Annotated in this window: 16 protein-coding genes; 2 read left to right on the top strand and 14 right to left on the bottom strand. The window is 67.7% G+C overall.

What is annotated here, in order from left to right:
* Window positions 1–202: 202 nt before the first annotated feature.
* The 13 genes from cheZ to flhD all read right to left on the bottom strand — a co-directional run bounded on the left by cheZ (window position 203) and on the right by flhD (window position 12471).
* Complete coding sequence (gene cheZ / locus DIE21_RS25615; protein WP_124500316.1) at window positions 203–934, bottom strand: protein phosphatase CheZ; 732 nt, start codon at window positions 932–934, stop codon at window positions 203–205.
* Window position 935: 1 nt separating this feature from the next.
* Complete coding sequence (gene cheY, locus DIE21_RS25610) at window positions 936–1331, bottom strand: chemotaxis response regulator CheY (RefSeq protein WP_006754880.1); 396 nt, start codon at window positions 1329–1331, stop codon at window positions 936–938.
* 67 nt (window positions 1332–1398) lie between these two features.
* A complete protein-coding gene (locus DIE21_RS25605) occupies window positions 1399–2490 on the bottom strand; it encodes a chemotaxis response regulator protein-glutamate methylesterase (RefSeq protein WP_124500315.1) in 1092 nt (363 codons plus the stop codon).
* Entirely contained in the window at window positions 2487–3251 is a 765-nt protein-coding gene (gene cheD / locus DIE21_RS25600; RefSeq protein WP_124500314.1) for a chemoreceptor glutamine deamidase CheD, read from the bottom strand. The genes DIE21_RS25605 and cheD overlap by 4 nt, the downstream gene beginning before the upstream one ends.
* On the bottom strand, window positions 3248–4225 hold the full coding sequence (locus DIE21_RS25595; RefSeq protein ID WP_124500313.1) for a CheR family methyltransferase: 978 nt from the start codon (window positions 4223–4225) through the stop codon (window positions 3248–3250). Before DIE21_RS25595 ends, cheD begins: the two co-directional genes overlap by 4 nt.
* 3 nt (window positions 4226–4228) lie before the next feature.
* Window positions 4229–6175, bottom strand: a complete 1947-nt coding sequence (locus tag DIE21_RS25590; protein WP_124500312.1) for a methyl-accepting chemotaxis protein — start codon at window positions 6173–6175, stop codon at window positions 4229–4231.
* 37 nt (window positions 6176–6212) lie between these two features.
* Window positions 6213–6728: a chemotaxis protein CheW gene (gene cheW, locus DIE21_RS25585; RefSeq protein WP_124500311.1), complete on the bottom strand. Its 516-nt coding sequence runs from the start codon at window positions 6726–6728 to the stop codon at window positions 6213–6215.
* A 48-nt stretch (window positions 6729–6776) separates the two neighbouring features.
* A complete protein-coding gene (gene cheA / locus DIE21_RS25580) occupies window positions 6777–8993 on the bottom strand; it encodes a chemotaxis protein CheA (RefSeq protein WP_124500310.1) in 2217 nt (738 codons plus the stop codon).
* Window positions 8994–9026: 33 nt separating this feature from the next.
* Complete coding sequence (locus tag DIE21_RS25575) at window positions 9027–9404, bottom strand: response regulator (protein ID WP_124500309.1); 378 nt, start codon at window positions 9402–9404, stop codon at window positions 9027–9029.
* 24 nt (window positions 9405–9428) lie between these two features.
* Window positions 9429–10448, bottom strand: coding sequence for a flagellar motor protein MotB (gene motB, locus DIE21_RS25570; protein WP_124500308.1), 1020 nt, complete (start codon window positions 10446–10448; stop codon window positions 9429–9431).
* Window positions 10449–10461: 13 nt separating this feature from the next.
* Window positions 10462–11322, bottom strand: coding sequence for a flagellar motor stator protein MotA (gene motA / locus DIE21_RS25565; protein WP_124486860.1), 861 nt, complete (start codon window positions 11320–11322; stop codon window positions 10462–10464).
* 179 nt (window positions 11323–11501) lie between these two features.
* Window positions 11502–12056 (bottom strand): flagellar transcriptional regulator FlhC, encoded by a 555-nt coding sequence (gene flhC / locus DIE21_RS25560; RefSeq protein WP_124500307.1) that lies wholly within the window; start codon window positions 12054–12056, stop codon window positions 11502–11504.
* Window positions 12057–12150: 94 nt separating this feature from the next.
* Window positions 12151–12471, bottom strand: a complete 321-nt coding sequence (gene flhD, locus DIE21_RS25555) for a flagellar transcriptional regulator FlhD (protein ID WP_014895554.1) — start codon at window positions 12469–12471, stop codon at window positions 12151–12153.
* 664 nt (window positions 12472–13135) lie between these two features.
* On the opposite strand from flhD, the gene DIE21_RS25545 reads away from it, so the two are divergent.
* Window positions 13136–14200 (top strand): glycosyltransferase family 4 protein, encoded by a 1065-nt coding sequence (locus DIE21_RS25545; protein ID WP_124500306.1) that lies wholly within the window; start codon window positions 13136–13138, stop codon window positions 14198–14200.
* Between the two features lie 101 nt (window positions 14201–14301).
* Here the strand turns inward: DIE21_RS25545 and DIE21_RS25540 are convergent, their stop codons facing one another.
* The gene (locus tag DIE21_RS25540; protein WP_069746440.1) at window positions 14302–14598 is read right to left on the bottom strand and encodes an H-NS histone family protein; all 297 of its coding nucleotides are present in this window, start codon (window positions 14596–14598) and stop codon (window positions 14302–14304) included.
* 300 nt (window positions 14599–14898) lie between these two features.
* Here DIE21_RS25540 and aqpZ point away from each other — a divergent pair, with 300 nt between their 5' ends.
* Complete coding sequence (gene aqpZ, locus DIE21_RS25535) at window positions 14899–15639, top strand: aquaporin Z (protein WP_124500305.1); 741 nt, start codon at window positions 14899–14901, stop codon at window positions 15637–15639.
* Window positions 15640–15645: the final 6 nt, after the last annotated feature.

The raw sequence follows: 15645 nt of genomic DNA, 5'->3' as shown, positions 1-15645 counted from the left end.
CGCGGGCCGACGAATCAAAGTCTCAAGAATGACGCTTCGTTGCTGCTGATGCGTAGTATGCCTGCGGAGCGTGTTGGAGTGTCAAATCGTCGCGGCATGACGTGCGGCGACGCCCGCTCGCGGCGGGCGCGGGGGAACCGGCGAAAACCCTACGCACCGGGCCGCTCCGCGACACGGAGCGGCCCGGTGCGAGGTGCCGGGGTCAGAAGCCGAGGCTCGCGAGCAGGTCGTCGACCTGCGCCTGGTCCTGCACGACGTCGGACTTGCCTTCCGGCGCGATCTGCGGCCCGTTCAGCAGCGACTCGGGGCTGCCGGTCGCGCTGATCTGCTCGGCCGCGAGCGCGGCCGCGGTCGCCGCGAACTGCTCGCGCCGCTCGGGCGCGATGTTCTCGACGAGCACGGTGAGCAGTTGCTGCTCGATCAGGTAGACCATGTCCATGATCTTCTTGATCACCTGGCCGGTCAGGTCCTGGAAATCCTGCGCGAGCATGATCTCGAGCAGTTGCGCGCTGGTCGCGGACGCGGCTTCGGGCAGCGCGCGCAGGAACGTGCGCGTGTCGTCCATCAGCTCGCGCACGTCCGCGTGCTCGATCGGCGCCGCATACCACTGCGCCCAGCGCGCGTCGAGCGCCTCGGCCTCGTTCTGGACGCGCTCCTGCACCGGCTTCGCGATCTCGATCGCATTCAGCACGCGCTCGGCCGCCTGCTCGGTCATCGTCGCGACGTAGCGCAGCCGGTCGCGCGCATCGGGCACGGCTTCCGCCGCGCGCTCGACATGCTTGTCGAGCCCGAGCTCGCGCATCGAATCGCGCAGCGTGCGCGTGACGTGGCCGATGCGTGCGAGGATCCGGTCGCTCGCGTAATCGGCGCCTTCCGCGTGGCCGTCGGCGTTGACCGCCGCGCCGGCAAGCGCCGCATGGATCGGCTCGTTCACGTCAGCTCCCGGCCTTGGCCATCTTGTCGATGATCTTGTTCAGCTTCTCGTCCAGCGTCGCGGCCGTGAACGGCTTCACGACGTAGCCGCTCGCGCCCGCCTGCGCGGCCGCGATGATGTTCTCCTTCTTCGACTCGGCCGTGACCATCAGCACCGGCAGGTGCGTGAGCGTCGCGTCCGCGCGGATTTCCTTCAGCATCGCGAGGCCGTCGAGGTTCGGCATGTTCCAGTCGGAGATCACGAAGTCGAAACCGCCGCCGCGCAGCCGCGCGAGGCCGGCCGCACCGTCCTCGGCTTCGTCGACGTTCGTGTAGCCCAGTTCCTTGAGCAGGTTGCGGACGATCCGGCGCATCGTCGGGAAATCGTCCACCACCAGGATTTTCATGCTCTTGTCCATCGTCGTTCCTTTGCAGATTCGTTACCGTCGGGGCGCGCGGCATCGCACGTGCCCCGTGACATTTCATTCAGACGCGCTGCACGCGGTCACCCATCGTCGCCAGTCGCGCCATCACGCGCCGGCTCATCTCGGAAAGCGGCGCGATCTCGTCCGCGCCGCCGAGCGCGATCGCCTCGCGCGGCATCCCGAACACGATGCAGCTCGCCTCGTCCTGCGCGAACGTGTGGGCGCCCGCGCGCTTCATGTCCAGCAGGCCGGCCGCGCCGTCGCGCCCCATCCCCGTGAGGATCACGCCGATCGCGTTCTTGCCCGCGTGCTGCGCCGCCGAGCGGAACAGCACGTCGACCGACGGCCGGTGACGGTTCACCGGCGGCTCGTCGGACAGCTGCGCGATGTAGTTCGCGCCGCTGCGCGCAAGCAGCAGGTGCGCATGGCCCGGCGCGATGTACGCATGGCCCGGCAGCACGCGCTCGCCGTGCTCGGCTTCCTTCACCGCGATCCGGCACAGGCCGTTCAGCCGCTGCGCGAAGGACTTCGTGAAGCCCGGCGGCATGTGCTGCGCGATCAGCACCGCCGGCGCATCCGGCGGCAGCGGCGTCAGCACCTCGCGGATCGCCTCGGTGCCGCCCGTCGATGCGCCGATGATGATCAGCTTCTCGGTACTGACGAGCGGGTTGTTGACCAGCGGCGCGGCCGGCTGGCCGCTCGCCGTGCGCGCGGCGGCCTGCGGCTGCGGCGCCTGGCGCACGCGCGCGCGCGATGCCGCGCGGATCTTGTCCGCAAGCTTTTCCGCATAGTCGAGCATGCCGTCGCGAATCCCGACGCGCGGCTTCGTGACGAAATCCACCGCGCCGAGTTCGAGCGCGCGCAGCGTGATCTCGGAGCCGCGCTCGGTCAGCGACGACACCATCACGACCGGCATCGGCCGCAGGCGCATCAGCTTCTCGAGGAAGTCGAGCCCGTCCATGCGCGGCATTTCGACGTCCAGCGTCAGGACGTCCGGGTTGTGCTGCTTGATGAGATCGCGTGCGACGAGCGGATCGGGCGCGGTCGCGCACACCGTCATGTCGGGCTGGCTGTTGATGATCTCCGTCATCAGGCTGCGGATCAGCGCCGAGTCGTCGACGCACAACACTTTGATCTTCTGCACTGCGGTCATGCCTCCTGCTTTCTCGAAAGGTTGGCCGCATACGGGCTGCCGGCGCTCGGGCTGCTGGTCTTCGCGTTCGTCGCCGGCGCGCCTGCGCCGCCGCGTGCGCCGAACAGCTCGATGCGCGGCCGCGCCGGCGGCGGCGGCGCGGCCGGCCGCTTCGCCGCGAACAGCTCGACGTGCGCGCGCGGCCGGACGGCCCGCGCGCGTTCGGCCTCGCGCGCCAGCGCGGCTTCGCGCTCGGTCACGCCCGGCACCTGCAGCCGCAGCTTCTTCACCATCGCGCGGCCGGTGCGCGGCATGAACGCGACCTTGCGTGGGTGCACGCCCTGCAGATCCTCCGCGGTGATGCGGATGCGTTCGAGCGCGAGATAGCGGCGCACGAAATCCGCGTTGCGATCGCCGATGTTGATCGTCGTCATCCCGGCCAGCACGGCCGCGCCGCCGAACACCTTCGCCTCGATCCGCTCGCGGCGCCCGCCGGCCTTGATCAGTTCGTTGATCAGCACTTCCATCGCGTACGCGCCGTAGCGCATCGACTCCGACGCGGCCGCGCCGGCATCGACGCCGTCGTCGGGCAGCATGAAGTGATTCATCCCGCCGATGCCCGCGAACGGGTCGTGCAGGCACGCGGCGACGCACGAGCCGAGCACGGTCATCAGCACCATGTCCTCGGACGTCGTGTAGAACTCGTTCGGCAGCAGCTTCACGCCGGGGCGTTCGAAGTGGTTGTCGAAGTAGCGATTGGTCGCGATCGGCAGGCCGCTCATCCGCGCTCTCCGTATGCGAGCGCGGCACGCGCGTGGGCGCGCGGCGGCACCGCCGCGGCCGGCGCCGCGCCGCGCGGGCGCGAGCCCGGCGCGGCATCGCGCGTCAGTTCGTAGACCGTCTGCCCGCGCAGCCGGAACGCCTGCGTGACGTAGGTGAAATTCTCCGAATGCCCGGCGAACAGCAGCCCGCCCGGCTTCACGAGCGGCTCGAAGCGCGACAGCACCTGCCCCTGCGTCGGCTTGTCGAAATAGATCATCACGTTGCGGCAGAAGATCGCGTCGAACGGCTTCGCGATCCCGTAGTCGGCATCGGTCAGGTTCAGCTGCTCGAAGCGGATCATCGCGCGCAGTTCCGGGCGCACCTTCACACGGCCGGCCTGCGCGCCGGTGCCCTTCAGGAAGAAGCGCTTGAGACGCTCCGGGCTCAGGTGCTTGACCTGGTCGTACGTATAGATGCCGGCCTCGGCCTTCGCGAGCACCTGCGTGTCGAGGTCGGTCGCGAGGATCGATGCGCCGCGCGCGGCCGATTCGCCGAGCGCCTCGATCAGCGTGATCGCGATCGAGTAAGGCTCCTCGCCGGTCGACGCCGCCGAGCACCACACCGATACCGGTGCCGGCCGCGCCTTCACGAAGTCGGCGAGGATCGGGAAATGGTGCGACTCGCGGAAGAACGCGGTCAGGTTCGTCGTCAGCGCGTTGGTGAACGCCTCCCACTCGAGCGGATCGTCCTCCTGCTCGAGCAGGTCGAGGTAGTCGCGGAACGTGTCGAGGCCGCGTGCGCGCAGCCGGCGTGCCAGCCGGCTGTACGCCATGTCGCGCTTGTGCTCGGACAGCGAGATGCCCGCGCGTTGATGGATCAGCGCGCGGATGCGTGCGAAATCCGCGCCGGTGAACGCGAAGTCGCGCCCCGGCTCGCCCGCGCGGGGCGAGGTATCCGGTGCATCGGGTCGAAACGGTGCGCGCGCGGACGGCATGGCTTAGAAGGTCTCCCAGTCGTCGTCGGAGGTACCGGCCGCGGCCAGCGCCGGCTTCTCGCCGTTCAGCGCCGGACGCACCAGTGCGGGCTTCTCGGCCGGCTTGTGCGCCGGTGCGGCCGCCTTCGCGAGACGCGGGCCGTAGCCGCCGGCGGCCGGCGTGTCCTTCGGTGCGCGTGCGGCGGCATCCGTCGGGCGCTTCGCTTCGTGGCTCGTTGCCGGTGCCGACGCGTGCGGCGCAGGTGCGGCGCGACGCGCCGGCTGGGCGGCGGCCTGCGGGGCCGGCAGTGCGGCCGGCGCGGCTTCGTGGCGGCTCTGCGACGGCAACGCCGGCACCGCGGCCGGTGCGTGCGCGGCCGGGCGCGCGGCGCCGCGCGCCGGCGCGAGCGCGATGCCGCCCGCGACGCGCCACTCCGACACGATCGCCTTCATCTGGCGCGTCTGCTCCTCGAGCGACGCGGCCGCCGCCGCGGCCTGCTCGACGAGCGCCGCGTTCTGCTGCGTGACCGAGTCCATCTGGCCGACCGCGCGATTGACCTGCTCGATGCCGGTCGACTGCTCGTCCGACGCGGCGCTGATCTCGCCCATGATGTCGGTCACGCGGCGCACGGCCTGCACGATCTCATCCATCGTCGAACCGGCCCGCGCGACGAGCGCCGACCCGCTTTCGACCTTCTCGGCCGAATCACCGATCAGCTGCTTGATTTCCTTCGCGGCGCTCGCGCTGCGCTGGGCCAGCGAGCGCACCTCGCCCGCGACCACCGCGAAGCCGCGGCCCTGCTCGCCCGCACGGGCGGCCTCGACCGCCGCGTTCAGCGCGAGGATGTTGGTCTGGAACGCGATGCCCTCGATCGTGCCGATGATGTCGACGACCTTGCCCGAGCTCGCCGCGATGTCCTGCATCGTCGACACGACCTGGCCGACCACCTCGCCGCCGTGCGTCGCGATGTCGGACGCATTCACCGCGAGCTGGCTCGCCTGCCGTGCGTTCTCCGCGTTCTGCCGCACGGTGCCGGTCAGCTGCTCCATGCTCGATGCGGTTTCCTGCAGCGACGCGGCCTGCTCCTCGGTGCGCTGCGACAGGTCGGTGTTGCCGGTCGAGATCTCGCGCGCGCCGACGTCGATCGACTCGGTGCCGCGATGCACGGCCTGCACCATCGTCGTCACGGCGTCCTGCATCCGCTTGACGCCGCCGAACAGGCGGCCGATCTCGTTGGTGCTGAACACGTTCACCGGCTGCGTGAGGTCGCCGCCCGCGATGCGCTCGAAGTGCGCGATCGCGTCCTCGAGCGGCTTCACGATCAGCCCGCGCAGCGCGAAGCGGATCGCGATCACGACGACGAACGCGATCGCGATGCCGGCCGCGATCAGGCCGATCATCATCGAGATCTGCGACTGCGTCGCGGCCTGGCGTTCTTCCGCACGCTTCTGCAGCGACGCGATCACGGCCGATGCCGCCTGGTCGTACGCGACGAACATCGGGCTGATCTTGGTATCGGCGACCGCGTGATAGGCCGCCATGTCGCCCGCGCGCGCGGCCGCGAATTCCGGCTCGACGCCTTCCTTCACGATCGTCGCGTAGCGCGCGGCGAGCTCGTCGACGAGCGCCTGCTCGACGCCAAGCTTCGGCGTCGCCTGGAACGCCTGCCAGTTCTGGTTCGACTTCGCGTACAGCTCCTGCGCGCGGTCGAGCACCTTGGCGGCATCGGCCGTGTTGCCGGCCTCGGTCAGCGAGCGGAAGCGGTCAAGCGACACGCGCGCGCGCAGCAGGTACGCCGACGTGTCGTCGAGCGAATGGATCGCCGGCAGGTCGACGTGCGCGACCTCGTCGAGCGAGCGGCTCGCGTGATCGAGCGCGTAGAGGCCGAGCCCGCCGACCGCGGCGGCCAGGCACACGAGGATGAGTCCGACCGCCGTGAGCGTCGTGCGGATCGACCAGTTATGCAACATTGCAGATTCTCCCGAAATTGCTGCGCACGCGGCGCGCTTACCCGCCGAGCGTCTCGATCAGCGCCATTTCCCGGCTCGACATCAGCTTCTCGATGTCCATCAGGATCAGCATCCGGCCATCGACCGTGCCGAGGCCCGTCAGGTACTCGGTCGTCAGCGTCGCGCCGAATTCCGGTGCCGGCATGATCTGGTCCGTCTGCAGCGTCAGCACGTCCGACACGCCGTCGACCACCATCCCGACCACCCGGTTCGACACGTTCAGGATGATCACGACGGTCTGGTGGTCGTACTCGACGCGGCCGAGATGGAACTTGATCCGCATGTCGACGATCGGCACGATGATCCCGCGCAGGTTGATCACGCCCTTGATGAACTCCGGCGCGTTCGCGATGCGCGTGACGCTGTCGTAGCCGCGGATTTCCTGCACCTTCAGGATGTCGATCCCGTATTCCTCGTCGCCGAGCGTGAAGACGAGGAATTCCTGGCCCGTCGCATCGCCCTGCACGGCGTCGCGGCGGCTGGTCGCCGCGTTCGCCGCGGCCGGATTGATCATTTGGACTTCAGCAGACACGTTTGCCCCCAATCGGTTGAATGGCGAGAGTCAGAAGATCGCGAGCTCGGCGCCGGCTCGGGCACCGTGCATCGCACGGGTTTCGCGGTTCAGCGCCGCGACGTCGACGATCAGCGCGACGCTGCCGTCGCCGAGGATGGTCGCCGCCGAGATGCCGTGCACCTTGCGGTAGTTGGTTTCGAGGTTCTTCACGACCACCTGCTGCTGGCCGACCAGCTCGTCGATCAGCATCGCGAAGCGGCGTCCCTCGGTTTCCATGATCGTGACGATCCCCTGGGTCGGATCGGTGCGCGCGTCCTCGACCGAGAACACCTCGTGCAGCGCGACGAGCGGCAGGTATTCGCCGCGCACGCGCACCACGCGCTCGCCGTTGCCGACCGTGTAGATGTCGTCGTTCGACGGCTGCAGCGACTCCATCACGAAGTTCAGCGGCAGGATGAAGATCTCGCTGCCGACCTTCACCGACATCCCGTCGAGGATCGCGAGCGTGAGCGGCAGCACGATCCGCGTGGTCGTGCCGCGGCCGGCCTGCGACGTGATCTCGACATGGCCGCCCATCGACTGGATGTTGCGCTTCACGACGTCCATCCCGACGCCGCGGCCCGACACGTCGGTCACGGTCTCGGCGGTCGAGAAGCCCGGCGCGAAGATCAGCTGCCAGACTTCGTCGTCGCTGATGTTCTCGGAAATCTGCATGCCCTGCTTCGCGGCCTTCGCGAGGATCCGTTCGCGGTTCAGGCCCGCGCCGTCGTCGCTGACCTCGATCACGATGTTGCCGCCGTGATGCGCGGCCGACAGCACGAGCTGGCCGACCCCGTCCTTGCCGGCGGCGACGCGCCTGTCGACGGTTTCGATCCCGTGGTCGAGGCTGTTGCGCACGAGGTGCGTGAGCGGGTCGATGATCCGCTCGATCAGGCTCTTGTCGAGCTCGGTCGCCTGGCCGAACGTGACGAGCTCGACCTGCTTGCCGAGCTTGCCGGCGAGATCGCGCACGAGCCGCGGGAAACGGCTGAACACGTAGTCCATCGGCATCATGCGGATCGACATTACCGCTTCCTGCAGGTCGCGCGCGTTGCGCTCGAGCTGCGCCATCCCGTTGAACAGGCGGTCGTGCAGCGCCGGATCGAACGCGCTCGCGGTTTCCGCCAGCATCGCCTGCGTGATCACGAGCTCGCCGACCAGGTTGATCAGCTGGTCGACCTTCTCGACGCCGACGCGGATCGAGCTGCCTTCGGCGCCCGATGCGGCGGCAGCCGGGCGCGGACGCTTGTCGTCGTGGTGCGCGGCAGCCTGGGCGGCCTGCCCCGCCGGTTCGGCGTGCGCTTGCGGCGCCGGCGGCACGGCGGCGCTCGGCGGCACTTGCGCTTGCGGCGCGGCGGCGGCCGGTGCGGCACCGGCGGCTTGCGCGAATACCTCGACCCGGGCGGCGGGTTCCGGCGCGACGGCCGGCTCGGCCGCGGCCGGCGTGGCGGCCGGCGCCGCCGGTGCGGCCGGCGCGGTGCCGCGCGCGATGCGGATCTGGCTGTCGTCGATGACGAAGCAGCACACGGCGACGATGTCGTCGGACGGCACGTCCGATTCGAGCCACAGCGTCAGGTCCGCGCCCGCTTCCTCGCGGCCGACGATCCGGCCGAGATTGCCGAGCTCCTCGGTCAGCAGCGCCTGGTCCTTCGCGTCGACGCCGACGAGCGTGATCTTCAGGTGCGGGCCGTCCGTGCCGGCGTCGGCCGCATCGGCCGCCGGATGCGCGGCCGCGACGGCCTGTTCGACCACGTGATCGGGCGCGCGGTCGCTGCTGGCGGCCGGTGCCGGTGCAGTCGCCGCGGCAGGCGCGGCGTCCGCGGGCGCACCTGCGCCGCTCTCGGCCTTCAGCCGTTCGAGCTTCGCGCAGATCGTCGCGGCGGCCGCCGCGTCCGGCTCGGCGCTCGCGCGATAGTCGGCCAGCTGGTCGGACAGCACGTCCTTGGTCTCGAGGAACGCGTCGACCATTTCCTTGGTCAGCGTCAGCTCATGGTTGCGCGCGCGGTCGAGCAGCGACTCGAGGATGTGGGTCGTCTCGGTCAGCGCGGAAAAGCCGAACGTCGCCGCGCCGCCCTTGATCGAATGCGCGGCGCGGAAGATCGCGGCCAGGTCCTCGGGGTCGGGCGAGCCGACGTCGAGGTTCAGCAGCAGTTGCTCCATCTGCGCGAGCAACTCGTCCGCTTCGTCGAAAAAGGTCTGGTAGAACTGCGTGATGTCGAGAGTCATGCCCGGTCACCGGTTGGATTCGTCGCGTTCATGTCAGGAGGCGGTCTGCTCGGAGAGCGTCGCGACCAGGTCGAGCAGCACCGCCGGGTCGATCGGCTTTTCGATCCAGCCGGTCGCGCCCGCGTCGCGCGCGGCGTCCTTGAAAGCGTCGCTGCCTTCGGTCGTCAGCACGAGGATCGGCGTGTCCGTGTACGCCGTCAGCTTGCGCAGCGCGGCGATCACCTCCAGGCCGTTCTTGCGCGGCATGTTCTGGTCGGTCAGCACCAGGTCGTACGGCACCGTGGCCGCCATGTCGAAGCCGGCTTCCCCGTCCGGCGCCACGGTCACGTCGTAGCCGGCCTGCGCAAGCGTCGCCTGCAGCAGCGCACGCATGGTCGCGGAGTCGTCGATGGCGAGAATGGTTCGGATCATGTCTGTCTCGGAATCTTGGATACGTCAGGGTTTCGGCGCGACCGCGACGGCGCTCGCGAGCGCCGGTCGCGCGGCCGGCGACGGGCCGCCGAGCTGCTGGGCCAGCAGCTTCGAGCCCGCCGCGTCGGCCGACAGCGTCGTGGTCGTCGCGTCGTCGCGCATCAGCGCTTCTTCGGATTTGCGGTTCAGCACGATCACGCTGATCCGGCGGTTTTCCGGATCGAGCGCATCGGCCTTGTTCAGGTTCTGCGTCGACGCGAGGCCGAGCACGCGCAGCACCTTCGCCTCGTCCATGCCGCCCGCGATCAGCTCGCGGCGCGACGCGTTCGCGCGATCGGCCGACAGCTCCCAGTTGCTGTAGCCGCCCTCGCCGCCCGCGTACGGCACCGCGTCGGTGTGGCCCTGGACGATGATCCGGTTCGGCACGTCGTTCAGCGTCTTGCCGATCTCGCGCAGGATGTCGCGCATGTACGGCTCGACGTGGTCGCTCGACATCGCGAACATCGGCCGCTTCTGCGAATCGACGATCTCGATGCGCAGCCCCATCAGCGTCGAATCGATGCGGATCTGCTGCCTGAACTGGCGCAGCGTCGGGTTCGCCTCGATCGCCGCCATCAGCTTGATCTGCAGGTCGTGCAGGCGCGTCTGCTCGAGCCGGTCCTGCGCGCCCTGCGCCTGCGACCGCGAATGGTCGTCGCCGGCTTTCGCGACGCGATCGGCGAGCGACGTCGTGCCGTCGGTGCGGCGCAGCGTGCCCGCGTCGGCGCTCGACAGGTCGCGGCCGCCGCCGTTGATGATGCTGGAGTCCTGCGAGCTGCGGTCGCCGCTGCCGAACAGCGCGGCCTTCAGCGGCGTGTTGAAGTATTCGGCGATTCCCTTCAGCTGCACCGGCGTGACCGAGCTCAGCAGCCACATCAGCAGGAAGAACGCCATCATCGCGGTCATGAAGTCCGCATACGCGAGCTTCCATGCGCCGCCGTGGTGGCCCTTCTTCTGCGGGGCCACCCGTTTCACGACGATCGCGCGATCCTTGCTCTTGCTCATCGAACGCTCCGCGTCACTTCGCCTTCACGCGCCGCACGTGCTCTTCGAGCTCCGTGAACGACGGACGCTCGGTCGAGAACAGCACCTTGCGGCCGAACTCGACCGCGATCGCCGGCGCATAGCCGTTCAGGCTCGCGAGGATCGTCACCTTGATGCACTGGAACATCTTGGTCGACTCGGCGACGCGCTGCTCCGCGAGGCTCGCGAGCGGCCCGATCAGCCCGTACGACAGCAAAATCCCGAGGAACGTGCCGACCAGCGCCTGCGCGATCATCGCGCCGAGCACCGCGGGCGGCTTGTCGGCCGACGCCATCGTGTGCACGACGCCCATCACGGCCGCGACGATCCCGAACGCCGGCATCGCGTCGCCGACGCGCATCAGCGCATGCGCGGGGCCTTCGCCTTCCGCGTGGTGCGTCTCGATCTCCTCGTCCATCAGGCTCTCGATCTCGAACGCGTTCATGTTGCCGCCCACCATCAGGCGCAGGTAGTCGGTCAGGAATTCGACGATGTGGCGATCGGCGAGGATCTTCGGGTATTGCGTGAAGATCGGGCTCTTGTCCGGATCGTCGATGTCGGCCTCGAGCGTCAGCGTGCCTTCCTTGCGCGCCTTCGCGAGCAGCACGTACAGGAGCGCCATCAGTTCCATATAGACGTCCTTGGTGTACTTCGAGCCCTTGAAGAGCGTCGGCAGCACGCGCAGCGTCGCCTTGATGGTCTTCATGCCGTTGCCGAGGATGAACGCGCCGACGCCCGCGCCGGCGATCATCAGGATCTCGAGCGGCTGGACCAATGCGCCCAGATGCCCGCCTGCCAGCGCGTAACCGCCGAAGACGGACAACAGCGTCACGAGTGTTCCCACGATAATCAGCACTGCCTGTCCCTCACGAAAGACCGGCGGGGAGACCGCCGTTAATCAGGTTTACGGCAGTCGGCAGGAAAACTTTCGCGGCTGCGCCGCGGCGCCGCGGCGGTGTTTACCAGCAAGCGCCGGCCGGTTTGCCCGGCACGCGGCAACCAGCCGGCTCCCGCCCGGCTCCCGTCCGGCGGGGTTCAGGCCGCGGCGGCAGCCAGCTCGGCACGCGCCGCGGCGGCCTTGCGGGTCTTGCCCGCACGCGACGGCGGCTGGCACAGGCCGCACACGAAACCTTGATGCGGATCATGCGCATGCGCGACGAAATGGCCGCCGCAGCGCGTGCACGGGGTCATCTGCAGCATCCCGGAATCGAAGAAGCGCACGAGCGTCCACGCGCGCGTCAGGCTCAGCGCGGCCTCGTCGCCGGACAGGTTCACGTGCTCGAGGTAGAGCCGGTATGCCTTCACGATCGACTGGATCGGTTCGCAGCGGCCGTGGTCCTGCATGAACCGGTAGATGTTGTAGAACAGCGACGAGTGGATGTTCGGCTGCCACGTCATGAACCAGTCGGTCGAGAACGGCAGCATCCCCTTCGGCGGCGACGCGCCCTTCAGTTCCTTGTACAGCTTGATCAGGCGGTCGCGCGACAGGCTCGTCTCCGCCTCCAGCAGCTGCAGCCGGGCGCCCAGTTCGATCAGTTCGATGGCGAGGGTGATTTCCTTCACCTCGATCACGACGCTTTTGCTTGCCATGTTGAATAACCGTCTGCTTGACGTGGTTCGGATGAGTGGCCAATACGCCGCCCGCCGGCGCGGCGCGCCGGGACGAACGCAAGGCGGAAAAGGATCAGCGGACGCTTTCGACCGGCTGGCCGGCCATCAGGATGGCCGAGTGCGCGTGCGTGACGACGTCGCTGCGCCCCTTGTCGGCGAGCGACGACAGCAACGCGTGATCGTCGAAGCGGAAACGGCACAACATCTGGTTCGATGCGGCGAGCTTCACGGTCTGGGCGAGCGTGAGGTTCGCGAGCACGTCGGCCAGTTCCTGGGACACGCCCATGCGGAACATGCCCATCGCCTTGTCTTCCCGCAGCAGGCGCTGCGCGAGGAGGAGGTACGACAGGTTGACCTCTTTGATCTCACTGAGCATTTCGCTGGTGGCGCTCATGATTCCCCCGTTAAGAGCTTTGCTTTGGCCTTTCATTATGAAAACGTTTGCTCGATCAGGCCGCACTGGGCGCGCTGTCGGCACGTTTATAGTCTTACAGGGCGAATTTTGGCCAAACGGCATTTATGCCGGTATCAGCGAAGTGGCGCATGCCGCGCAGGATTTGTCTGTAAACCGTGTAGGAATTTTTCCGACAAGGCGAACTGAAAGGGGACAAACGGCGGGGGCGCGTGGCGCGCGAATTCGTCGGTGATGCGGTCCGATATTGGACGAATCCGGCTGAAGTCCGTCCGGCAAGGCTGCCGGCCAGTGAATCGGCAAAAATTATAGTGGTTTTTCACAATATCGCAACAATAGTTGCGTCCATCTCGATTCATGCATCCGCACCCTTTTTATCGGGGTTTTCGCGTATTTCAGCGTGTAACAAGCCTTAAGTGTTTGAAAAAACACTCGAACCCCGGAAGGCGATATCGATAATGGACTCCAATGGGCAGCGGCGGGAGCCGCGCCGGCCCGCCCCGCAACTTGCCGCCCGGCGTCCCGCGCATCCCGCCACGGACCCGGCTACGCACCGCCCAAGGCGTGCGTCGGCGAGTTCCGCAACCTTGTATCGGACCAGCATCCGCACTCGAGCACCCACGCTGGTCGACACCGGAGAACGCCCATGCGTATTGCCCAGATCGCGCCGCTTTACGAAGCCGTCCCGCCGAAACTCTATGGCGGCACCGAGCGTGTCGTGTCCTACCTCACCGAGGCGCTCGTCGAGCTCGGCCATGACGTGACGCTGTTCGCCAGCGGCGACTCCGTCACGTCCGCCCGCCTCGAGGCGGCATGGCCGCGCGCACTGCGGCTCGACCCGTCGATCCGTGACTCGATGGCGCCCCATATGCGCCTGATCGAGCAGGTCGCCCGTGTCGCGCACGAATTCGACGTGCTGCACTTCCACCTCGACTACCTGCCGTTCCCGCTGATGTCGCGCCTCGATACGCCTTACGTGACGACGCTGCACGGCCGCCTCGACCTGCCGGAGCTGCAGCCGGTGTTCGACGCGTTCCCCGACGCACCGGTCGTCTCGATCTCGAATTCGCAGCGCAAGCCGCTGCCGCAGGCAGCCTGGGCCGGCACCGTGTATCACGGACTGCCCGACACGCTGCTCACGCCGCAACCGGACGTGAAACCCGAATACCTCGCTTTCCTCGGCCGGATCTGTCCCGAAAAACGGGTCGACACCGCGATCCGGATCGCCGCGCAAAGCGGGCTGCCGCTGAAGATCGCCGCGAAGGTCGACAAGGCCGATGCGGACTACTTCAAGGAAGTGATCGAGCCGCTGCTCGGCGAAGCCCATGTCGAATTCATCGGCGAGATCAACGAGGCGCAGAAGCCGGCATTCCTCTCCGGCGCGAAGGCGCTGCTGTTCCCGATCGACTGGCCGGAGCCGTTCGGTCTGGTGATGATCGAGGCGATGGCCTGCGGCACGCCGGTCGTGGCGTTCAACCGCGGCTCGGTGCCGGAAGTGATCGAGGACGGCGTGACCGGCTTCATCGTCGAGGACGTGCAGGGCGCGGTCGGCGCGCTGCACCGGATCGACAGCCTGTCGCGCGACGCGATCCGCGCACGCTTCGATACGCGTTTCAGCTCGAAGGCGATGGCGCGACGTTACGTCGAAACTTACGAATCGCTTTGCACGGCGGCAAAACAGCCGGCGCTGCGCCGGGTCGCGGGCGCCTGACGCCGAAATTCGTCAGGAAATATGCCGGAAAATTCGCGCCGAAATCGGTGCGGAAAAACCAAAGAGCCGCATCGCCGATGCGGCTCTTTCTTTTTGGGCGGTCATTCGATCAGGAATCGATCGCGGTTTTTCCCGACGATCCAATTCGGCGGCTTGCCGCGCCCGCTCCAGGTTGCACCCGACTTCGGGTCGCGGTATTTCGGAGGCAGCGGCGCCTTTTTCGGCGGACGGCCGCGCCGCGCTCGCTCCACGAAGCCCAGATCCTGGGCCGTCAGCCCATATTCGGCAATCATTCGCTGGACGTCGGCGATCACCGCCGCCACTTCCTGGCGACGCACGTCATCCGCCTGCGCCTGCAGATCGGCGATCTGCGCCTTGAGTTTCGCGTATTGAGACATTTTTCGACTCCCTTTTTTCCATGATGCGGCTCCGGCGAGTCCGGCCGGAACACCAACACCCGTTACGTCGTCTGCACTGCCGCCCTGCTCTTCGAAATTAATGCTGTCATCTTTAACCGATTCGGCTATATCGAGAATGCGGACTTATTCTAATAAAAGCCATTCGTCAGCCATTCAAATTTAACAATCGTTGACCCTCTCGAAGCCGATTCATTTCCTATAATCCAGACCAATTCCGGGCGTCGGAATAAGTCGTCCGGTCGTCCGATTGTCGTCAACCCACTTGAACAAGGTCCTTACATGAATCTTTCTCAGCGTCTGGCTGCAGAGGCATTCGGCACGTTCTGGCTCGTGCTCGGCGGGTGCGGAAGCGCCGTGCTGGCCGCCGCCTTTCCGGGCCTCGGCATCGGCTTTGCCGGCGTCGCACTTGCATTCGGCCTGACCGTGCTGACGATGGCATTCGCAATCGGCCATATTTCGGGTTGCCATTTGAATCCGGCTGTGAGCGTGGGCCTGACGGTCGCCGGCCGCTTCCCGGCGCGCGATCTCGCGCCGTACATCGTGGCGCAGGTGGTCGGTGCGACGCTCGGTGCGTTCGTGCTGTACCTGATCGCGACCGGCAAGCCGGGCTTCGACGTCGTCGGCAGCGGCTTTGCGACGAACGGCTTCGGCGAACGCTCGCCCGGCCACTACGCGCTCGGCGCGGCGTTCATCTGCGAAGTCGTGATGACGGGCTTCTTCCTGTTCGTGATTCTCGGCGCCACCGACAAGCGCGCACCGGCCGGCTTCGCGCCGATCGCGATCGGCCTGTGCCTGACGTTGATCCACCTGATCTCGATCCCGGTCACCAACACGTCGGTGAACCCGGCCCGCTCGACCGGCCCCGCGCTGTTCGTGGGCGGCGAGGCGATCGGGCAGCTGTGGCTGTTCTGGGTCGCGCCGATCATCGGCGCGGCAATCGCGGGGATCATCTACCCGCTGATCGCGGGGCGCGACGATGCCGTCGCCCTGCTGCCCGCATCCGCTCGCACTATCGAATAAACACTA

The sequence above is a fragment of the Burkholderia sp. Bp9140 genome (genome assembly GCF_003853425.1).
Classification (GTDB): domain Bacteria; phylum Pseudomonadota; class Gammaproteobacteria; order Burkholderiales; family Burkholderiaceae; genus Burkholderia.
Note: the sequence above shows the minus strand (reverse complement) of the source record. Positions and strands in the feature narration are given on the sequence as shown.